Genomic DNA, 17,992 nt, shown 5'->3' with positions numbered 1-17,992 from the left:
ATCCTTTAAAGGAAAAAGATAGATTTTAATGGTTGATAAAAAACTAAACCTGAATGATCCACCGGAAATCATTCCAACTCTTTTTCTGACAAGACTGATTTGAAACTGAAATTCCAGCACCAAAATCAGGGGATCATCCCGTAGATTGTAAAATAGACAGCAATAAAAAAGGCAGCTAAAATGCTGCCTTTCCGATTCCGATTATTCCTCTTATTTTCTGTAATCCAAAGGAGCTTTTCTATCTCCAACCAATGCTTCATACTCAAAACCTTCACCTTGTCTTTTGCTCAGCTCCTCTTTTGCTTTCTGGGCAATTTCTGGTGCTTGGAAAATATCCATAGCCGTCAGGGTCAATGTCTTTGCAGCCACCATCATTCCCTTTTGTCCTATAGAAGTACCACCAGCCGCTACAGCCTGCCAAGTATGTGCAGATGTACCCGGTACCCAAGTAGCAGTACCCAAGCCTGCAGTGGGCACCAGCCAGCTCACATCTCCAACGTCAGTAGAACCTCCGCTGCCTTTTTCGTTGACCATAAACGGATCGATTTTGGCAGCGTCTTCAGGAGAGGCCTTTACCCCAGCAGGGAATGTTTTGAAAATCTCCTCAGCGAATTTTCTTTCTTCATCATCATATACCACGCCACCTACTTTTTCCAGGTTTTTTTGCATTACTCTGGCCAGAGTCTCGTTTGGCAATAGATTGTAAACGCCATTGATCACCTCATATTCCATGCGGGTTTGCGTTCCTTGTGCCGCACCTTCAGCAGCATCTACCAATTTTTTGAAGATCTCCTTAACTACCATCGCATCCGGATGACGTACATAGTGGTAAGATTCGGCAAAGGCAGGAACCACGTTTGGAGCTTCTCCGCCCCGGGTAATGACATAGTGCATTCTGGTTTCCTGTGGCACGTGCTCACGAAGCAAGTTCACCATAAAGTTCATCGCCTCTACGCCATCCAAAGCTGATTTTCCACGATCTGGGGCCGCCGCTGCATGAGAGGCTTCTCCATAGAAGCGGAATTTGGTTGAGATATTTGCCAAGGAAGAATTTGCTCCGGCATTGTTTCTGGAACCTGGATGCCAGTGTAGCATGGCGTCCACATCATCCATTAAGCCAGCTCTTGCCATGTAGACCTTTCCTCCACCACCTTCTTCAGCAGGAGTTCCATATACGCGAATCGTCCCTTTGACACCGTTGGACTGCATCCATTCTTTAACCGTGATCCCCGCTGCAACAGAAGCCGTACCAAACAAGTGATGCCCACATGCATGACCTGATCCACCCTCAACAACAGCTGATCTAAATGGAACTGCGTCCTGAGAGACACCAGGCAAGGCATCAAATTCTGCCATGATTCCAATCACGGGAGCACCCGAACCAAATTCAGCAACAAAGGCAGTGGGAATATCTGCCACTCCAGCAGTTACTTTAAAACCGGCATCAGTTAGAGTCTTTTGAAGAAGGACAGAGCTTTCTGTCTCTAAATATCCCAGTTCAGGATTGGACCAGATTTGCTTTGCAATAGATCCATAAAAGTCGGATTTTTCATCCAGCTTTTTGATAACATCCTCTCCTTGAGCAAGGATGCCTGCAATAGGTAGAAGGAATGCAATTAGGGTGAATAATTTTCTCATATGCTAAATATTTGCGGTTAAAATACTAATACTTTGATTTGGAACAGAATAAAATTACACAGATTACCCCCAATACTTCATCTTTCCCATAAAATCCAATTTTAAAGGTAATCCGGCTTTCAGGCTACAACAAAGAGTCTCTCTCAACTTCTCAAAATCCTATTCTTCTTTGACTTTTTAATAAATACATTTACTTTTCAGACTGCAAGTTTTCAAAAACATATATTTTATTGTAATTTTTGAACATTACTATCTAACCATTACGCATTATGAAGAAACTGTTTAAAATCATTGCTTGGATTTTGGGTGCAGTAGTGATTCTTTTTGTGGCATCCATTGCTTACGTTCAATTAGCTTTCCCTAATGTTTCCGCAGCTGAGGAAGTTTCCATTGAATACAGCCCTGAGCGAATCGAACGTGGCGCTTATCTGGCAAACCATGTAACGGTCTGCATGGACTGCCATTCTACCCGGGACTTTTCTGTCTTTTCCGGCCCTCCCATTCCAAGCACTTTAGGAAAAGGCGGTGACCGTTTTGACCACAGTATGGGCTTCCCAGGAGTTTTCTACGCGAAAAACATAACTCCTTTTGGGATTTCTGACTATACCGACGGAGAACTTTACAGGCTAATCACCACAGGAGTGACCAATGATGGCAGAGCTATGTTCCCACTTATGCCTTATACGTATTATGGAAGAATGGACCCGGAGGACATTTTTGATATCATCGCCTATATCAGAAGTCTTCCTTCCATAGAAAGTGACATTCCTGATTCTGAAGCAGATTTTCCTGTAAACATCATTCTGAAGACCATCCCACACGATGCTCAGCCCTCCAAAAGACCAGATCCTTCCGATCAGGTCGCATATGGAGGATATCTTCTCAATGCCGCAGGTTGTATGGAGTGCCATACGCAGGCTGACCCACAAGGAATGATTATTCCTGAATTGGCTTTGTCAGGAGGAAGAAGTTTCCAAATGCCGGGTGGAACAGTTAACTCTTCCAATATCACCCCTGACCCCGAAACCGGAATCGGAAACTGGAATGAGGCTGCCTTTGTAGCACGGTTTAAACAATATGTGGATTCAGGATACGTAGCTCCAAAAGTGGCTCCGGGTGAATTCAATTCCATCATGCCATGGATCATGTATGCCGGTATGAAAGAGGATGATCTTAAGGCCATTTATGCCTACTTAAAGACCGTCAAGCCCATCAAAAACGAGGTGGTTAGATTCACCACTGCCGCCGAGTAAATCCTTTAAAACAAACTAGTTAAGCCCGGACCTTGGTGTGGTCCGGGCTTTCTTTTTTTGATATATGTAACCAAAGTCACCAAATTGATTGAAATTGAAACCCTACTTTTAGAGCGAGCTTGGATCAATATCACCCTCTCAAAATTGCTCCAATAAACACCAAGATTTTACCATTACAAATAATCAATTTAACAATAGATGAAATCCTCTAGAAGAAAGTTTATGGCCCAGCTGGGTGCCTTGGGAGCGGGGACCGGCATACTCAGTCTTGCCCCTGAAGCTGCTAAAGCTGAAACCAAAAACAAAAAATCAAACCCAAAATCCTTTACATTAACTATCCTTCAGACTACAGACGTTCACTGTCAAATCCATCCCCATGATGAATTATTCTGGGAAAATGGAAAGGCCGTTTACCGTCAAACCGGAGGATACTCCCATCTAAAAACTTTCCTTGATAAGGAAAAAGCAAAAGCAGAACACAGCTTTACAATTGATACAGGGGATATGTTCCAAGGATCGGAGCTTTCGGTTAAATCTACCGGCGAAGCCATGGTTCCAATCCTGAATGAAATTGGATATGATCTTTACCTTCCAGGAAACTGGGAAGTAGTATATTATAAAAAAGCCATGCAGCACCTTCTTGGATCCCTGCATGCACCAAAGATCTGTGCTAATATGTACCATGACCTTGGTGATGGAAAAAGAGGAGAGTTAATCTTTCCTCCTTATCATATCTGGACAGTGAATGGAGTGAAAATCGGATTCCTGGGATATACAGACCACCTGGTTCCTTTACGTCAGTCTCCCAACTATAGTAGAGGAATTGTATACACCAAACCAGAAGAAAATCTGGAACACTATGTAGATGTATTGAGAAACCAGGAAAAATGTGCCTTCGTGGCAATCATTGCGCACCTTGGTCTTTCCCAGCAAATCAATCTGGCCAACCTTCCTGAATGTGAGGGTGTGGATTACATTTTGGGTGGTGATACCCATGAGCGAGTTCGTAAACCAATCGTTGCAAAATATTCCAAGGTAGTTGAACCAGGAGCCTTTGGTTCTTTCGTTGGAAAACTTGAACTGAAGATCGAGGACGGAAAAGTGGTAGAAGACACCTACGAACTCCTTGAAGTAAGTGCAACAGAAAACAAGCCTGATCCGAAAGTTGATAAAATCATTGCTCAAAACGAAGAGCCTTTCCAGGAAGACATTTACCAAATAGCAGGATACAGTACCGTTCCGCTTTACAGGTATTTTGTCATAGAAAACCCCATCGACACCATGATTTTGGATGCGGTGAGCTGGCAGGTACCTGAGGTTGACATTGTACTTTCCAATGGATTTAGATTCTGTCCTCCTAGAACCACCCCTGATCATACTGGAAATATCCCAATCACACATGGTTTCATCTTTGACATGCTTCCTGTGGACAGCCAGATCCGTACCGGAAAGGTAAAGGGAAAGCAGATCTCGGCCTGGTTGGAAAAGGAACTGAACAACGTGTTTGCTAAGGAAGCTTCCAAGAGATTTGGTGGCTGGGTAATCAAGTTCAGAGGTATGGAAGTGAAATTCAATGCCTTTGGAGACGAAGGAAAGCGAGTGCAGTCTGTAATGGTTCATGGAAAACCACTTGAAGCAGAGAGAGTATACAGTATTTGTGCCTGTGAAAGAGACGGTGATCCAGACGACATGCTTTGTAGATTCAGAGGTGTAATGGATACCAAAAACACTCCTTTCACCCTGCATCAGGCAATGAAGAATTATCTGGGAGCTAATTCCCCAGTTACCCCAATCCCTCCAAAATCAGCCGTTGCCCTTGATGCACCGGAAAACCTTCTGACTCAGGTTTATGGAGTGGACTATGAGTTCAGATAAAAACACATTTCGAAAAAGGACGAGAAAAGTGTTTAATCACCCCAAAAAACCGGCCCAAAAGCCGGTTTTTTTTTGCTATTATGGATTCCCAAATGGTCTCTAGGGAAGCACCCACATTAGAATCATGCTCATTTAAAACTTCCCCGATCCAAATGCACTTGACCAAAATATATTTTCGCCTCTTTTCTTTCAGCATGTACTTTGTATTGGGTACTGCAAAAAATAGCGGAAATTCATTCCCAATCCTGCATTTTTCTGGGTAGTTTAGCTGTGAAAAGTGCTGATCCCCGTAAAAAATGAATCTCAAGAAATACAGTCTCTATCTGCCTCTCCTACTGACTATGTCCCAATTGGCCTGCAGTTCCAAGTCCACTTTCCGAATTTTCGAAAAGCCGATTACCTGGAATTCCGAGCGGGAGCAGCTTTCCATTCAATACCTAAAAGATCGCCATGGGATTGAAAAAAGCAACGCTAGCATTGAACCTCAAATGGTGGTGGTGCATTGGACCGCAATCAACTCCGCGGAAGTAACTTTTGATGTTTTTGACGCTCCAACTTTGGGAGGAAGACCTGAGTTGACCGGGGCCAGCAACCTGAATGTTTCCAGCCAGTTTTTGATTGACCGGGACGGCACGATTTTCAGACTTTTACCGGACACCACCTTTGCAAGGCATACCATAGGATTGAACTACTGCGCCATCGGGATTGAAAATGTAGGGGGACCTGAAGCTCCACTCACCAAAGAGCAACTCAAGGCAAACGAAGAACTCATCCGATACTTAAAAAACAAATATCCCATTGACTATGTGATCGGGCATCACGAATACCAACTCTTTCAGTCTACAGATCTCTGGAAAGAGGCTGATCCAGACTACAGAACCGTAAAAACAGACCCAGGGGATGAATTCATGGAAAAGCTGCGCAAAAACCTTGAAGATCTGAATTTGAAACCCATGCCCAAACTCTAATCCATGAGAACCTTAAGCAGATTTTTTGGCATAATCCTTTTCTCTACCGTTTTACTTCTATCCTGTAAAACCCAACAAAACAGTCACCGAACGTTGGGCAAAACGGGAATTGAAAGCACTATTCCTGCAAAACCTGAGCAACAGCTTCCTTCAAAACCAATTCCATCGGCTGCAATTGCCCTCCAGCCTCTGAATGTGGATTTGCCTGAAATACCCCGCGAATTCAGGGGGGTCTGGATTGCCACAGTGATGAATATTGACTGGCCCGAAAGAGGAACGGATTCCTGGGAAAAGCAGAAAAAGGATTTTAAGACCCTCTTAGATTATTATAAAGACCTGAATTTTAATACCGTTATCGTTCAGATCCGAGCCGCAGGAGATGCATTTTACCCAAGTAGCCTAGCTCCTTGGTCTCGATACCTGACTGGAAAGGAGGGGCAAGCTCCTGCCACCCGGGAAAATCCTTTAACCTGGATGATTCAGGAAGCACACAAGCGCGGATTGGAATTTCATGCCTGGCTCAATCCCTATAGGGCGACATTCGATTTAAAGACCGAGTCATTGAGCCCAGACCATGATTTCAACAAACACCGGGATTGGATGCTGAAATATGGCAGCAAATACTATTACAACCCGGGTTTACCGGAAGTAAAATCCCATCTGACTGCAATCATCAAGGAAATCGTGGACAATTACCAAATAGACGCCATCCATTTCGATGATTATTTTTACCCATACAAAGTCGGAACCGAGATTTTCCCGGACAAAAAAACTTATGAGCAGTATAAAAAAGCAGGACAATCGATAGAGGATTGGAGAAGGGCAAATGTAAACGACCTAGTCGAGGCAGCTCATCACACCATCAAATCCAGTAAACCCTGGGTACAGTTCGGCATCTCTCCTTTCGGAGTATGGAGAAATCAGGACAAGGACCCAAATGGTTCAGCTACCCGCGCAGGACAGACGAATTATGATGACTTGTATGCTGACCCGCTCACCTGGATGAAAGAAGGATGGATAGACTATCTCATTCCTCAACTTTATTGGAGCATGGACTATGAACTGGCCAGCTACAGAAAACTCAACGACTGGTGGTCAAACCAGAGCCACGGCACGAATATCTATATCGGCAATGGACCTTATAAAATCCGGGACAATGCCGATGTAGCCTGGAACAACCCACAAGAAATCAACAACCAGATCCATTACAGCAGGACTTTGCCTCAGATCCAGGGGAATGCCTTTTTCTCAGCAAAAAGTCTCTTTTCCAAAAATCAGGATGTAGCTGGGCTACTCAAGGAGGAACTGTACAACCTTCCCACCCTGCCTCCGGCTTATCAACCCACCAAAACCAGCAGAATAGAGCATCCTAGAGTACTGGTCGTTGACAGCAATCCGGATTTCACCAAAGTACAACTTGAAAGACCTTTGGATCCGGCTATTCGATACGCCATGATTCAGGGCTCAGATGACTTGGGCCAATTATCCAACTCCCATATCCACACTGTTTGGGTGGCGGGAAGCAGTATCCGAAACCTAGAAGTCAGCAGCCTCAATACAGCTTATTTAGCCATCCGTTGGGTGGATCATTTTGGCAGGATTGTGAGCACACAGGTTTTCCAAACCCCGAAAAAATCACGCCCATGAAAGACATGCTCGTCCGACTGCTTGCATTGCCGGACTTGGCAGAAACCGAAAAACGACTTTTCGACCGGGAAAAAATCATATTTCGAAGAGCAATTGCTCCTGAAAAGCACCTGGTGAGCGAATGGGTTTTGGAAAACTTCGGAGCCTATTGGCACTCCGAAGTGGAAGTTTCCTTTAGCAGACAGCCCGTATCCTGTTGGCTTGCCCAAAGAGGAAATGAAATTTTGGGCTTTGCCTGCTATGAGAGTACCGCCCGTAATTTTTTCGGCCCAACAGGCACCAAAGAATCCGAAAGAGGAAAAGGAATCGGAAAAATCCTTTTGGTCAAGGCTCTGGAATCTCTACGAGAGATGGGCTATGCCTATGCCATCATCGGTGGGGTTGGTCCTGCGGAATTCTATGAAAAAACAGTCGGAGCCACTACCATAAGCGGATCCGAAACCAGCATATACCAGCATTTACTTCGAAAAAATGACCCAAAATAATTCCAAAAACCCCTGGCTATGGGTTCCCTCCCTTTACCTGACAGAATCCATTCCTTATGTCATCATCATCACGGTATCGGTAGTGATGTACAAAAGCCTGGGAATCTCCAATGCAGACATTGGATTGTATACTTCCTTTCTCTACCTGCCCTGGGTGATCAAACCCATCTGGAGCCCCATTTTGGAACTTTTCGGAAATAAGAAAAAATGGTTTTTGAGCATGCAATTGATTCTATCCCTAGTCTTTTTAGGTGTTGGATTGACCACAGGACTTGACCAGTTTTTCATCATCACTTTGGCTTTTTTCTGGATGGGAGCCTTTGCTTCAGCTACCAATGACATTGCCTCCGATGGCCTATATCTGATTGCCCTCAAGCCCGATCAACAAAGTTTTTTTGTGGGTATGCGAAGTACCTTTTATCGTGTCGGGATGATCACCGGGCAAGGCCTGATTGTCATCATCGCAGGGAATTTGGAGAGCAGTTTGGGTGATCCAACCAAAGCCTGGTCCTGGACCATGATCATCGTTTCGGTATTGATGCTGGTTCTTACCCTACTCAATCTCATCACCACTCCCAAGGTGCTGGAAGAGCGTTCCGAAAAAACGGAACAACCCAGTATAGGAAAGGTTTTTCAGACCTTCTTCACCAAGAAAAACATCGGACTCTCCCTTGCCTTTGTATTGCTGTATAGACTTGGCGAGTCCCAATTGGTCAAAATGGCTTCCCCCTTCTTTCTTGACGAGAGAAGCCAAGGTGGACTGGGGCTGAGTGTAACGGAGGTCGGTTTTCTCTACGGTACACTTGGGGTCATCTCTCTTTTGGCAGGGGGAATTCTAGGTGGAATACTCATTTCCAGAGATGGATTGGGCAAATGGATGATGCCTATGGCATTTGCCATCAATGCTCCCAATATTGGCTATATCCTCCTTTCCTGGCAACAACCTGACAGCATCACCTTGCCTGCAGTGGTAGTGGTACTCGAGCAATTAGGCTACGGATTTGGATTTGCTGCCTACATGGTCTTTCTGATTTTCCTTGCAGAAGGGGCCTTCAAGACCGCCCACTATGCACTGGCTACGGGTTTCATGGCCATGGGAATGATGTTTCCGGGTATGCTTTCCGGATATATGCAGGAATGGCTGGGTTATCCGGGATTCTTTATATGGGTTGTATTGGCTACCATTCCGGGTTTTCTGGTTGCCTTTGCTGCTAAATACCCCAGAGATTTCGGAAAAAAAGCAGCCTAAACTGACAGATAAACTTCTATTAATTTCAAAACTGAATTCCCTTGAATACTGCACTCACAACCCTGAATAAAAAACAAAAAATCGCACAGGCCTTTTCCCCGGCTGCTTTCATCCATGACACGGAGGAAAACTACCGGGAAATTGAACGCATGATCCTGGAGGAGGAAATCGGCGGATTGACCTTCTTCCACAGTCGACACTCCGCAGCGGCCAATTTTGAAAAAAGAGCTGAAGTCCTGGACGAAAGTGGAACCTTTGAAAAATTGATCCAATTGATCAACCGCTACCAAAAACTAGCCAAAATTCCACTTTTGATCAGTATTGACGGGGAATATGGACTGGCAATGCGGGTAGAAAACACTCCCCAATATCCCTTCAACATTACCTTGGGATCCATTCAAAAGGACGCGGAAAAATGGGTAAAGGAAGTTGGTTTCCGAATGGGAAGAGACATGAAGCGCTCTGGGATCCACTTGAACTTGGCCCCTTGCGCGGATGTAAACACCAATCCCAACAATCCCGTCATCGGCTATCGCTCCTTTGGAGATCAGGCAGAAAAGGTTGCCAAGCTTTCACTTGCGGCCTATCAGGGAATGAAAAAAGCAGGAATCGGTGCCTGCCTCAAGCATTTTCCAGGACATGGGGATACCGAAGTGGACTCTCATTTGGGCTTGCCTATCCTTCATAAAACCAAGGAAGAACTGGAAAAAGAGGAGCTATTACCTTTTCAATATGGGATTGAGCATGGAGTGGAAATGATCATGGTAGGACATTTGGCCGTGCCTGCATTGACAGGCGGAAGGGATATTCCCGCCAGCATTAGCCGTGAGCTAATCACCGATTTATTGAAAAAGGAAATGGGATTTGAAGGCTTGGTCATTTCCGATGCCCTGAATATGAAAGCGGTCGCCAAGTATTTTCCGGAACCAGGCCAGTTGGAATGGGAAGCATTTTATGCAGGAAACGACATTCTTTGTTTTTCCGACCATGTCAAAGAAGGAATTGAAAAGATCGCAGAAAATGCAGCTGAGGAAGATATTGAAACAGTTTTCGGGAAAATCATGGATTTGAAACAGAAACTGGGAGTTTTTGATTTTCAAGCTCTGGAGGTTCCTGAGTTTGATTGGACAAGCCATTCCCAACTTCAAAAAGACCTGGCAAACAACTATGTCTCCGTAATCTCAGGAAGCATAAACAAAACCCAACTTCAAGAATTTGCCCAAGCTGGAAAATTGGGATACAAGGAGTTTTTCAGTCCGGGAAAGAGCCGTTTTTCTGAATTGCTGGATTTGCCCTTCGTATCCATGGATCAAGCGGAAAAGGCCTTGATCGCAGTCTTTGTTCCCACCCATAAACCCCTCAATCAATTTGGGATGGATTCGGAAATCTTAGAAGAAATCAAAGCAATTGCACAGAGCAAGACCAGCATCCTTATCCATTTCGGAAACCCATTGGCCTTAAAGCATCTGGGGAATCTGAAGGATTTCGAGGCAGTGATCTGTGCCTATCAGGGATTTGGGGAAGTGCAAAAGGTTGCAGTAAAACTTTTAGTTTGAGAAGCAGGGGAATTCGGGAAAAGAAGCTATTTTACTTAAAATAAACGCTATTAAATAATTGAATTTATGGCGCTTAGCCGTCCAAAATAGAGGGATAATCGAACCTTTATGGCGTAAATAAACAAGTTACCGCCAATTGTAAAAGACAGATAGCAACATGAATTGGGACTTAATAATTTTTCTAATAATACTAATCTGCTTTTTTGTAGGGTTAATCCTCTTTGTAAAGAAAGCACCAGTTTATTTTGCAAAGTATAGAGCAAAGACATTTGGACTAGATTTGACCATCGAAGAAGCCAAGATTGCTCAAAAAAATTTCTGTATAAAAAAAGAATTTTTTGAAGGTGTTAAAGGAATTAGGGAGCAACATAAAATACCAATCGAAAAACTGGCTAATCATTTTTTAGCAAACGGAAACCTATCCAACATTCTAGAAGGAATTAAAGAACTCAAAAGTAGAAATAGGAATGTTGATTTTAATATCCTATCCGCTATTGATTTGGCAGGTAAGGACTTAAAAAGTGAAATAATTGCATGTGACCAAGAACAACTTTTACAAACCAGTGAACAAGTGAATGATTCTTTGAAAATTTCTCTTGAAGCTAAATACAAGTTTGGTTTTCCAGAATCAATTTGGGCAGACAAACAACCCGAAGAGATTCAAAGAAAGATTGAAGAGAAAATAGTCCGATTTCTAAATTCATGGGAACATACAGAACCATTAAAAACCGAACAATTCTTAAGGGAAAACATACTTAATATCGACTTTTGGGAAAAAGAATTAAGAGTCGTCTTGGTTCAACAAACCATAAATTCAAAAAAGAAGAAATGAACAAATGGCGGTAACATTGGCTAAGAGCAAGCGGGCGGAAAGTGCTAATTTGAAAGTGATTACATTTAATAAACTATAACCGTTGCTGACAGTGAATCGGGTTTTAATGCCCGCCGTCTCCAAGCTGAATCCCGTTTCCAACCATTTGACAAAAAACCGAACAACATTTGACAACGGTGAACTTATTAAGCCTAAAAAAAAACTCCCCAGGATGTTCATTCACCTTGGGGTGTTTGCTAATATAGATACCGTGAAAGGTTATTGCTCCACTGAAAATTTATATTCAATGGTATGCTCATACTTTTCACCTGGATTCAAAACCGGGCTTGGGAAGTTGTCATGGTTGATGGCATCAGGCCAGTTTTGAGATTCCAGGCAGAAACCCCAATGCTGCCCATAGGTGATTCCGTCAGCACCTGCAAAATCGCTCAGGAAGTTTGCCGTGTAAAACTGCACTCCATTATTGTCGGAATACATATCCATCACACGTCCTGACACAGGATGTTTGACTCTGACAAAGTGCTTCATGTCCGGAGACTTTTCCAGTTTCATCACCATGTTGTGATCAAAGCCCTCTCCATTGGCCTCCATCTGATCGCCCAGGATCTTTGGAGTTCGAAAATCAAAAGGAGTTCCGGTCACATCCTTCACCTCTCCAGTTGGGATCAACTCCTCATCCACTGGGGTGTAATAGTCTGCCCAAAACTGGAATTCATGGTCTTTGACATCTCCTTTTACCCCAGAGAGGTTGAAGTAGGTGTGATTGGTCAGATTGACAATGGTCTTCTTATCGGTTGTGGCCTCAAAGCGAATTCGAAGTGTATTGTCTGTAGTCAGTTCCATCCAAAGGGTTGTTTCCAAATTACCGGGATAGCCTTCTTCCCCATCCGGACTCAAATAGGTCATCTTTACCCCAATGGTGGAATCATTGGAATAGGGTTCACCTGTCCAGACTTTCTTGTTAAATCCTTCCACTCCCCCATGCAGGTGATTGTCCCCGTTGGTTTTTGCCAAGGTATATTTTGTCCCATCCAGGGTAAATTCCGCATTGGCGATTCGATTGGCTACTCTCCCAGCCGTAGCACCAAAGAAAGGATTCTGTCTGGTCAAATATTCCTCCACAGAATCCATGGTCAGGGTTACATTTTCCAGGTTTCCGTTTTTGTCAGGTGCTTCGATTCGTGAAATCAGCCCTCCAAAATTGGAAAGCTCCACTTGCATGGTTCCGTTGTTCAGGGTGTATTTAAACACGTCCTTGCCGGCATATTCACCGACTTTTTCACTTTTGATCATGAGATTTATTTCTACTTTTTCTGGTTCTTGGGTAGGTTTTTGAGAGCATGCGACTCCAGTAATCAATAAAGCCGCAAAGGTTATTTTGGATAGTATTTTCATGGAAAAAAGGGGTTGAAAGCCAAGAGATTTATTTTCTGAGATGATTTTGTTCGATCTGGTCCAATTGAGCCTGAAGTTCCTCCTGTCCAATCCACTTCCCTCTAATTACCACACCCATTGGCTTCTGCATGGTTTTCAAATCCTCCAAGGGATTCTTCTCCACCATCACAAAATCCGCAGCCATTCCTTTTTTGATCATTCCCCATTCGGCTTCTTGTCCCATGTATTTTGCCGGCTCTACGGATCCGGTTTTCAGGATTTCATAATTGGACATTCCTGCCTCAGACATCAGAGCGATTTCATGATGAATGGAAAATCCAGGGACATTGAAAACCTGTGGGGAGTCAGAGCTCAAAATCATGGGAACTCCTGAATTGTGGAGCTCCATAAATAGCTTTCTACGGAAAGCCAGATAAGGGGCCACATTTTCCTTGTCCAAAACTCCGGTTCTCTCCAACTGCTTTTTGGTGTTGACCCACTGCTGGATCAATAAGCCGGGAAGATATTTCATCTCGGGAGCTTTTCTGAATTCATCCGCAGGGATGTATCCAAAATATCGGTCAAACAAAGTCAAAGTAGGTGCTACCCAGGTTCCCTTATCCAAAGTCAACTGAATCAAACCGGGTAATTTATCCATCTGAACCTGCCCTACGAGTTTCAGGTTGAAAGGGCCCGAAGTAGTTGGATCTATGACCAAATCATCCGGAAGCAGAGTTTCCAGATATCCATCCATATGTTCGACAGACTTGTAACCACTATTAAGGGCATTTTTCAGTCCTACAGCTAAAGGAACATGGCCTCCAAAAGGAATCCCCACTTCCTGTGCGGTTTTGGAAATAGCCCACATTTCATTCAGCTCAACACCGGGATGGATTTTCAGATGGTCATATCGCGCTTCTTTTTGATCCTTTACCATTTGAGCAGCCTGCTCCGGGCTGGTCACGGAATTTGCATTGAAAGAAGGTCCTGAAATAAAAACTCGTGGACCGGGAATTTCCCCTGCATTGACTTTATCCCTCAAAGCAATGTGCGTTGGATTTCCCAACATGCTTCGGATTCTCAGAACTCCATTGGCTAGATAAAGCCACATGGATTCTTCCTGCAACTGAGTACTGCCATCACTGGCAACTGGAAGATGCGCATGAAACTCAGACAAACCCGGGAAAACATAAGCCCCTTTTCCGTCAATGATGATTTCACTGTACATTCTGGGAGTTTGGGCAGTCAGCGGAATGATGTCTTTGATCTTTCCATCAACCACATAGATGGCCTGATTTTCCAAGATCTGGTCATTTTCCATACTGACCACATTCACATTGGTGACCAACATATCTTGGGCTAGCACCGGATTCAGCGCAACTAACAAGACGAAGAAGAAACCCATTAAAGGAGTTTTCATAAGGGATGACAATTGATTGAATTCGGAATTTCGGCCATTAAGGACTGGAAAACAATCCAGTGGTGGAAAATATTGGCTTCAATAACCGGAGAAGTAATATTCCAAAAACAAGAGGGAATGAATCCCTTCATCCCCTCTTGGATATTAAGTCCACTTGGTATGGTAAAACTTTCCGCTGGGATCATCCTTTCTCTGATAGGTATGCGCTCCGAAGTAGTCCCGTTGAGCCTGAATAACCGAGGCACTGGACTCGGCTGTGATCCTTCCGAGAAGATAATTGATTCCGGCACTCATCACCGGCATGGCAAATCCATGGGCAATTCCCAACCCCACCAATTCTGCCAAATCCTTTCTTCCGGAAATCACCTGCTCTTTCACTCCCGGCATTTCAAAAAACTCAAGGGAAGGGGAATAATGAACTGAAATATTTTCCATCAATCCGGAACGGATGATACAACCATTGGTCCAGATGCGTGCGATTTCATTGAAGTTGAGGTTCCAGTTTTTTGAATCGGAAACAGTCTTCATCAGCCCAAATCCCACCTCATGGTTAATCACCCGGGCTAAGGCATAGGCGGATTTGAGTTTGGGAAGCCAGGATTCCAGGGAAGCCTGCACTGGGATAAAAGAATGCTCGAATGTTTTTGAAAAAGCTCTTCTTAACTCCTTTCCCCCTGAAACTCCACGGGCATTGACCGCTTCAGCAAGCGGGCTGTAGGGAACCCCATATTCCAGTGCTGTGGTCAGGGACCAGGCCCCTGTTCCTTTCTGCCCCGCCTGATCCAGAATTTTGTCCAGCAGCAACTCTCCATCTTCCTTAAACAGAAGAATGTCGGTCGTGATTTCCAGCAAATAAGACTTTAACTCCCCTTTCCCCCAATCCGAAAAAATTCCCGAAACCTGCTCAGGGGAACAGCCAAAACCGAAGCGAAGCAAATGGACCAATTCTGCCAACACCTGCATTTCTCCATATTCAATGGAATTATGGACCATCTTGATAAAATGCCCAGATCCTCCCGGACCTACATAGGTGACGCAAGGTCTGCCTTCTTTGTCTTTCGCAGAGATCCTGCCCAGAAAATCAGCCACCATTTCATAACCTTCCGCATTTCCACCGGGCATGATGGAAGGCCCTTTTCTGGCCCCTTCTTCTCCGCCGGAAACTCCCATGGGAAGAAAGCGAAGATTTAATTGATCCATGCGCGCTACCCTTCTCTCGGAATCCTTGTAGAAGGAATTTCCCCCATCTATAACCAAATCTCCTGCATCCAATAGCGGGATCAGGCTGTCCAGTTGCGCGTCAATTGCCTCACCTGCCGGGATCATCATCAGGATTTTTCTGGGTTTTTCAAGGGAGTCCAAAAAAAGCTTCAAGTCTTCAAAAGCCTGCATATTGGCAAAGTCCGGGTTTTCATCCAGAACTTGTTGAGCAACTCCTTCTTCTTGTCCTTTTACAAAGCGGTTGTACAGGGAAACAGGCACACCTTTCTCGGCTAGGTTTAAGGCAAGGCTTTTCCCCATCACGCCCATGCCGATCACGCCCATTTTCATTTTCATGCTTTCCTTTTTTAGATAATCCAAAGCCTCATCCAGCATCTCCTCAGGACTTTGGTCAATACTCAAGTGATATCCATAGCTTGGTTCTTCCCAGGTGGCTATTTGAGAATCCAGCATCCCAGCCTTCATGTAGTGGTTTTGCCGGGCCTGCATTCTGGCCCAGATCAAATCCCGATCGCCCTTCAGATGAATCCACCGGAGATTATCATCTACAGACAATTCCTTACGGTAAGATTCTTTAAGGGAACTGCAAGCCAATACGGCCCCTCCTGAAAGTTCAGATTCCCGAAGTTGGGCTGCCAGTGCTTTTAGCCAAGGTTGTCTATCCTCATCATTAAGAGGAAAGCCCTGGCTCATTTTATCAATATTCTCCTTGGGATGGAAATGATCCGCATCAAAAAATGGCAAATGCAAGCGCTCGGAAAGCGCTGTTCCCAATGTAGTCTTTCCGGTACCGGATACCCCTGTGACAATAATTAACATGAAGCGAAATTAAGAAATTAGAGGCTAGGCAATCCTGATCTTAGGACTCAATTTTTAGATCAGAGAAAATAAATGCAGAATTGAGAACAAACTTTGTCTAATTTGAGACAAATGAATGCCAAGGAAAACATTATTTCAGACCAATTTTATTCTAAACGGGTTCGTGAACTTCATTTTCGACACCTTCGCATGGCCAAGCCAGAAAGCGACATTCAGTCCTGTGCTGCCCAAATGGCCAGGGAGCAAGTCAGCTGTCTTTTTATAGGAAACTCCCCGCAGGACATTCAGGGGTTTATCACGGACATCACCTTACGAGATAAAGCCTTGGCAAAGGGACTACAGTTAGATACTCCTGTTTCAGAAATCATGGAAAAATCCATGGTATCCATACATCCTGACTCGAGTTTGGTCGAAGCCCTCCTTTTGATGTTCCAAACCAAATCCCGCTACCTCCTTGTTCGGGAAAACCAAGAATTCATTGGTTGGATCAGCCGAACCAAAATCCTTACCGAACAAAGTCAGGGACCATTTATGTTTATCCAATCCGTAAAGGAAGCACGACAAATCCCAGAACTAAGAGAAAAATGGGGAAGAATGCCGGAAATCATCCATTTGCTTCTTTCCAGAGGCATGAAGGCGGGGCTGGTCAATCAGATCATTACCACGGTTGCCGACACCATCACCCAACGTGTCATCGAACGGGTGATCAAGGAAATCGGTCCGGCTCCGGCCCAATTTGTCTTTTTTGTTTTAGGTAGCGAGGGCCGGGGTGAACTGACGCTGAAAACCGATCAGGACAACGCGATTATCTACGAGGACAAAGCCAACGAGCATCGGGAAGAAGTCCGGGCATATTTTCTGGATTTTGCCACACGTGTTTCCACTGCCCTGGATCAGATAGGAATAGATTTCTGTGAAGGTGAGCTCATGGCCATGAATCCCAAGTGGACCCATTCCCTATCTCATTGGAAACGGAATTACGAACAATGGATCTCGGATGCCTCCCAGGAAACCGCGATGAATTATGCGACCTTTTTTGACTGTAGGGCTATTTACGGAAAAGAAAGCCTGCTCGAGGAACTCAAGAATCACATGGGAAACTTACTGGAAAAAGCCCCGGAACGTTTCTTCATCAACTTAGGCTACAATGCACTTCAATACGAAGCTCCGCTTACCTTCTTCAAAAAAATAAAAACCGAAGAAATCGAAGGAAAAAAACAGCTCAATCTCAAACAGACGATGCGACCCATGGTCGACCTTGCACGGGTTTATGCTTTGAAGCATAGAATTTTCGAAACCAATACCGTCCAGAGAATTGAGTTGCTCGGAAAGAAGGGCGTCTTTTCGCCTGCAGAAACCCAGGAACTGATCCATGCATTCAACTACCTGATGTCCATGAGACTGGAAAATCAGGCCGAACTCATTCTTCATCAACATGCAAAGCCAAAAAACTACCTGAACATAGACTCTCTCACCAAAGTCCAATCCGTTACCCTAATCGAAATTTTTAAAGTGATCCGGGATTTTCAATTAAAGATCCGAATCGCCTTTACCGGAACTCTATAAAATTTCCAGAAAGCAGATACTTTTTTAAATTTTTTATAAAAGTCATTTTTTATTATCCAAAGTTTTTTAATTTTGTTAAAACAATTATT

The 17,992-nt window shown here is 44.2% G+C and carries 13 protein-coding genes; 9 read left to right on the top strand and 4 right to left on the bottom strand.

The window, feature by feature from the left end; translation table 11 throughout:
* Window positions 1-210 precede the first annotated feature (210 nt).
* Window positions 211-1,638, bottom strand: coding sequence for an amidohydrolase (locus tag P2G54_RS14885; protein WP_275872337.1), 1,428 nt, complete (start codon window positions 1,636-1,638; stop codon window positions 211-213).
* Window positions 1,639-1,907: 269 nt separating this feature from the next.
* Here P2G54_RS14885 and P2G54_RS14880 point away from each other — a divergent pair, with 269 nt between their 5' ends.
* The 8 genes from P2G54_RS14880 (at window position 1,908) to P2G54_RS14845 (ending at window position 11,503) form a co-directional block, all read left to right on the top strand.
* Complete coding sequence (locus P2G54_RS14880; protein ID WP_275872336.1) at window positions 1,908-2,891, top strand: c-type cytochrome; 984 nt, start codon at window positions 1,908-1,910, stop codon at window positions 2,889-2,891.
* Window positions 2,892-3,089: 198 nt separating this feature from the next.
* Complete coding sequence (locus P2G54_RS14875; protein WP_275872335.1) at window positions 3,090-4,766, top strand: 5'-nucleotidase C-terminal domain-containing protein; 1,677 nt, start codon at window positions 3,090-3,092, stop codon at window positions 4,764-4,766.
* 296 nt (window positions 4,767-5,062) lie between these two features.
* Window positions 5,063-5,734, top strand: a complete 672-nt coding sequence (locus tag P2G54_RS14870; RefSeq protein ID WP_275872334.1) for a peptidoglycan recognition family protein — start codon at window positions 5,063-5,065, stop codon at window positions 5,732-5,734.
* Between the two features lie 3 nt (window positions 5,735-5,737).
* Complete coding sequence (locus P2G54_RS14865; RefSeq protein ID WP_275872333.1) at window positions 5,738-7,381, top strand: family 10 glycosylhydrolase; 1,644 nt, start codon at window positions 5,738-5,740, stop codon at window positions 7,379-7,381.
* Window positions 7,378-7,866 carry a GNAT family N-acetyltransferase gene (locus tag P2G54_RS14860; RefSeq protein WP_275872332.1) on the top strand — a complete coding sequence of 163 codons (489 nt, stop codon included), beginning with the start codon at window positions 7,378-7,380 and terminating at the stop codon, window positions 7,864-7,866. The genes P2G54_RS14865 and P2G54_RS14860 overlap by 4 nt, the downstream gene beginning before the upstream one ends.
* Entirely contained in the window at window positions 7,853-9,115 is a 1,263-nt protein-coding gene (locus P2G54_RS14855; protein ID WP_275872331.1) for an MFS transporter, read from the top strand. Before P2G54_RS14860 ends, P2G54_RS14855 begins: the two co-directional genes overlap by 14 nt.
* Window positions 9,116-9,156: 41 nt before the next feature.
* Entirely contained in the window at window positions 9,157-10,671 is a 1,515-nt protein-coding gene (locus tag P2G54_RS14850; RefSeq protein WP_275872330.1) for a glycoside hydrolase family 3 N-terminal domain-containing protein, read from the top strand.
* A 157-nt stretch (window positions 10,672-10,828) separates the two neighbouring features.
* Window positions 10,829-11,503, top strand: coding sequence for a hypothetical protein (locus P2G54_RS14845; RefSeq protein ID WP_275872329.1), 675 nt, complete (start codon window positions 10,829-10,831; stop codon window positions 11,501-11,503).
* 258 nt (window positions 11,504-11,761) lie between these two features.
* On the opposite strand, the gene P2G54_RS14840 is transcribed toward P2G54_RS14845, so the two are convergent.
* The 3 genes from P2G54_RS14840 to gndA all read right to left on the bottom strand — a co-directional run bounded on the left by P2G54_RS14840 (window position 11,762) and on the right by gndA (window position 16,337).
* The gene (locus P2G54_RS14840; protein WP_275872328.1) at window positions 11,762-12,898 is read right to left on the bottom strand and encodes an aldose epimerase family protein; all 1,137 of its coding nucleotides are present in this window, start codon (window positions 12,896-12,898) and stop codon (window positions 11,762-11,764) included.
* A 28-nt stretch (window positions 12,899-12,926) separates the two neighbouring features.
* On the bottom strand, window positions 12,927-14,297 hold the full coding sequence (locus P2G54_RS14835; RefSeq protein WP_275872327.1) for an amidohydrolase family protein: 1,371 nt from the start codon (window positions 14,295-14,297) through the stop codon (window positions 12,927-12,929).
* A 144-nt stretch (window positions 14,298-14,441) separates the two neighbouring features.
* A complete protein-coding gene (gene gndA / locus P2G54_RS14830) occupies window positions 14,442-16,337 on the bottom strand; it encodes an NADP-dependent phosphogluconate dehydrogenase (RefSeq protein ID WP_275872326.1) in 1,896 nt (631 codons plus the stop codon).
* A gap of 111 nt (window positions 16,338-16,448) precedes the next feature.
* Between gndA and P2G54_RS14825 the strand changes: the two genes are divergently transcribed.
* Window positions 16,449-17,903 carry a DUF294 nucleotidyltransferase-like domain-containing protein gene (locus tag P2G54_RS14825; protein WP_275872325.1) on the top strand — a complete coding sequence of 485 codons (1,455 nt, stop codon included), beginning with the start codon at window positions 16,449-16,451 and terminating at the stop codon, window positions 17,901-17,903.
* Window positions 17,904-17,992 lie beyond the last annotated feature (89 nt).

Source organism: Algoriphagus sp. CAU 1675, assembly GCF_029222925.1.
Taxonomy (GTDB): Bacteria; Bacteroidota; Bacteroidia; order Cytophagales; family Cyclobacteriaceae; genus Algoriphagus.
The sequence above is the reverse complement of the archived record's forward strand: the minus strand, read 5'-3'. Positions and strand labels throughout refer to the sequence as shown.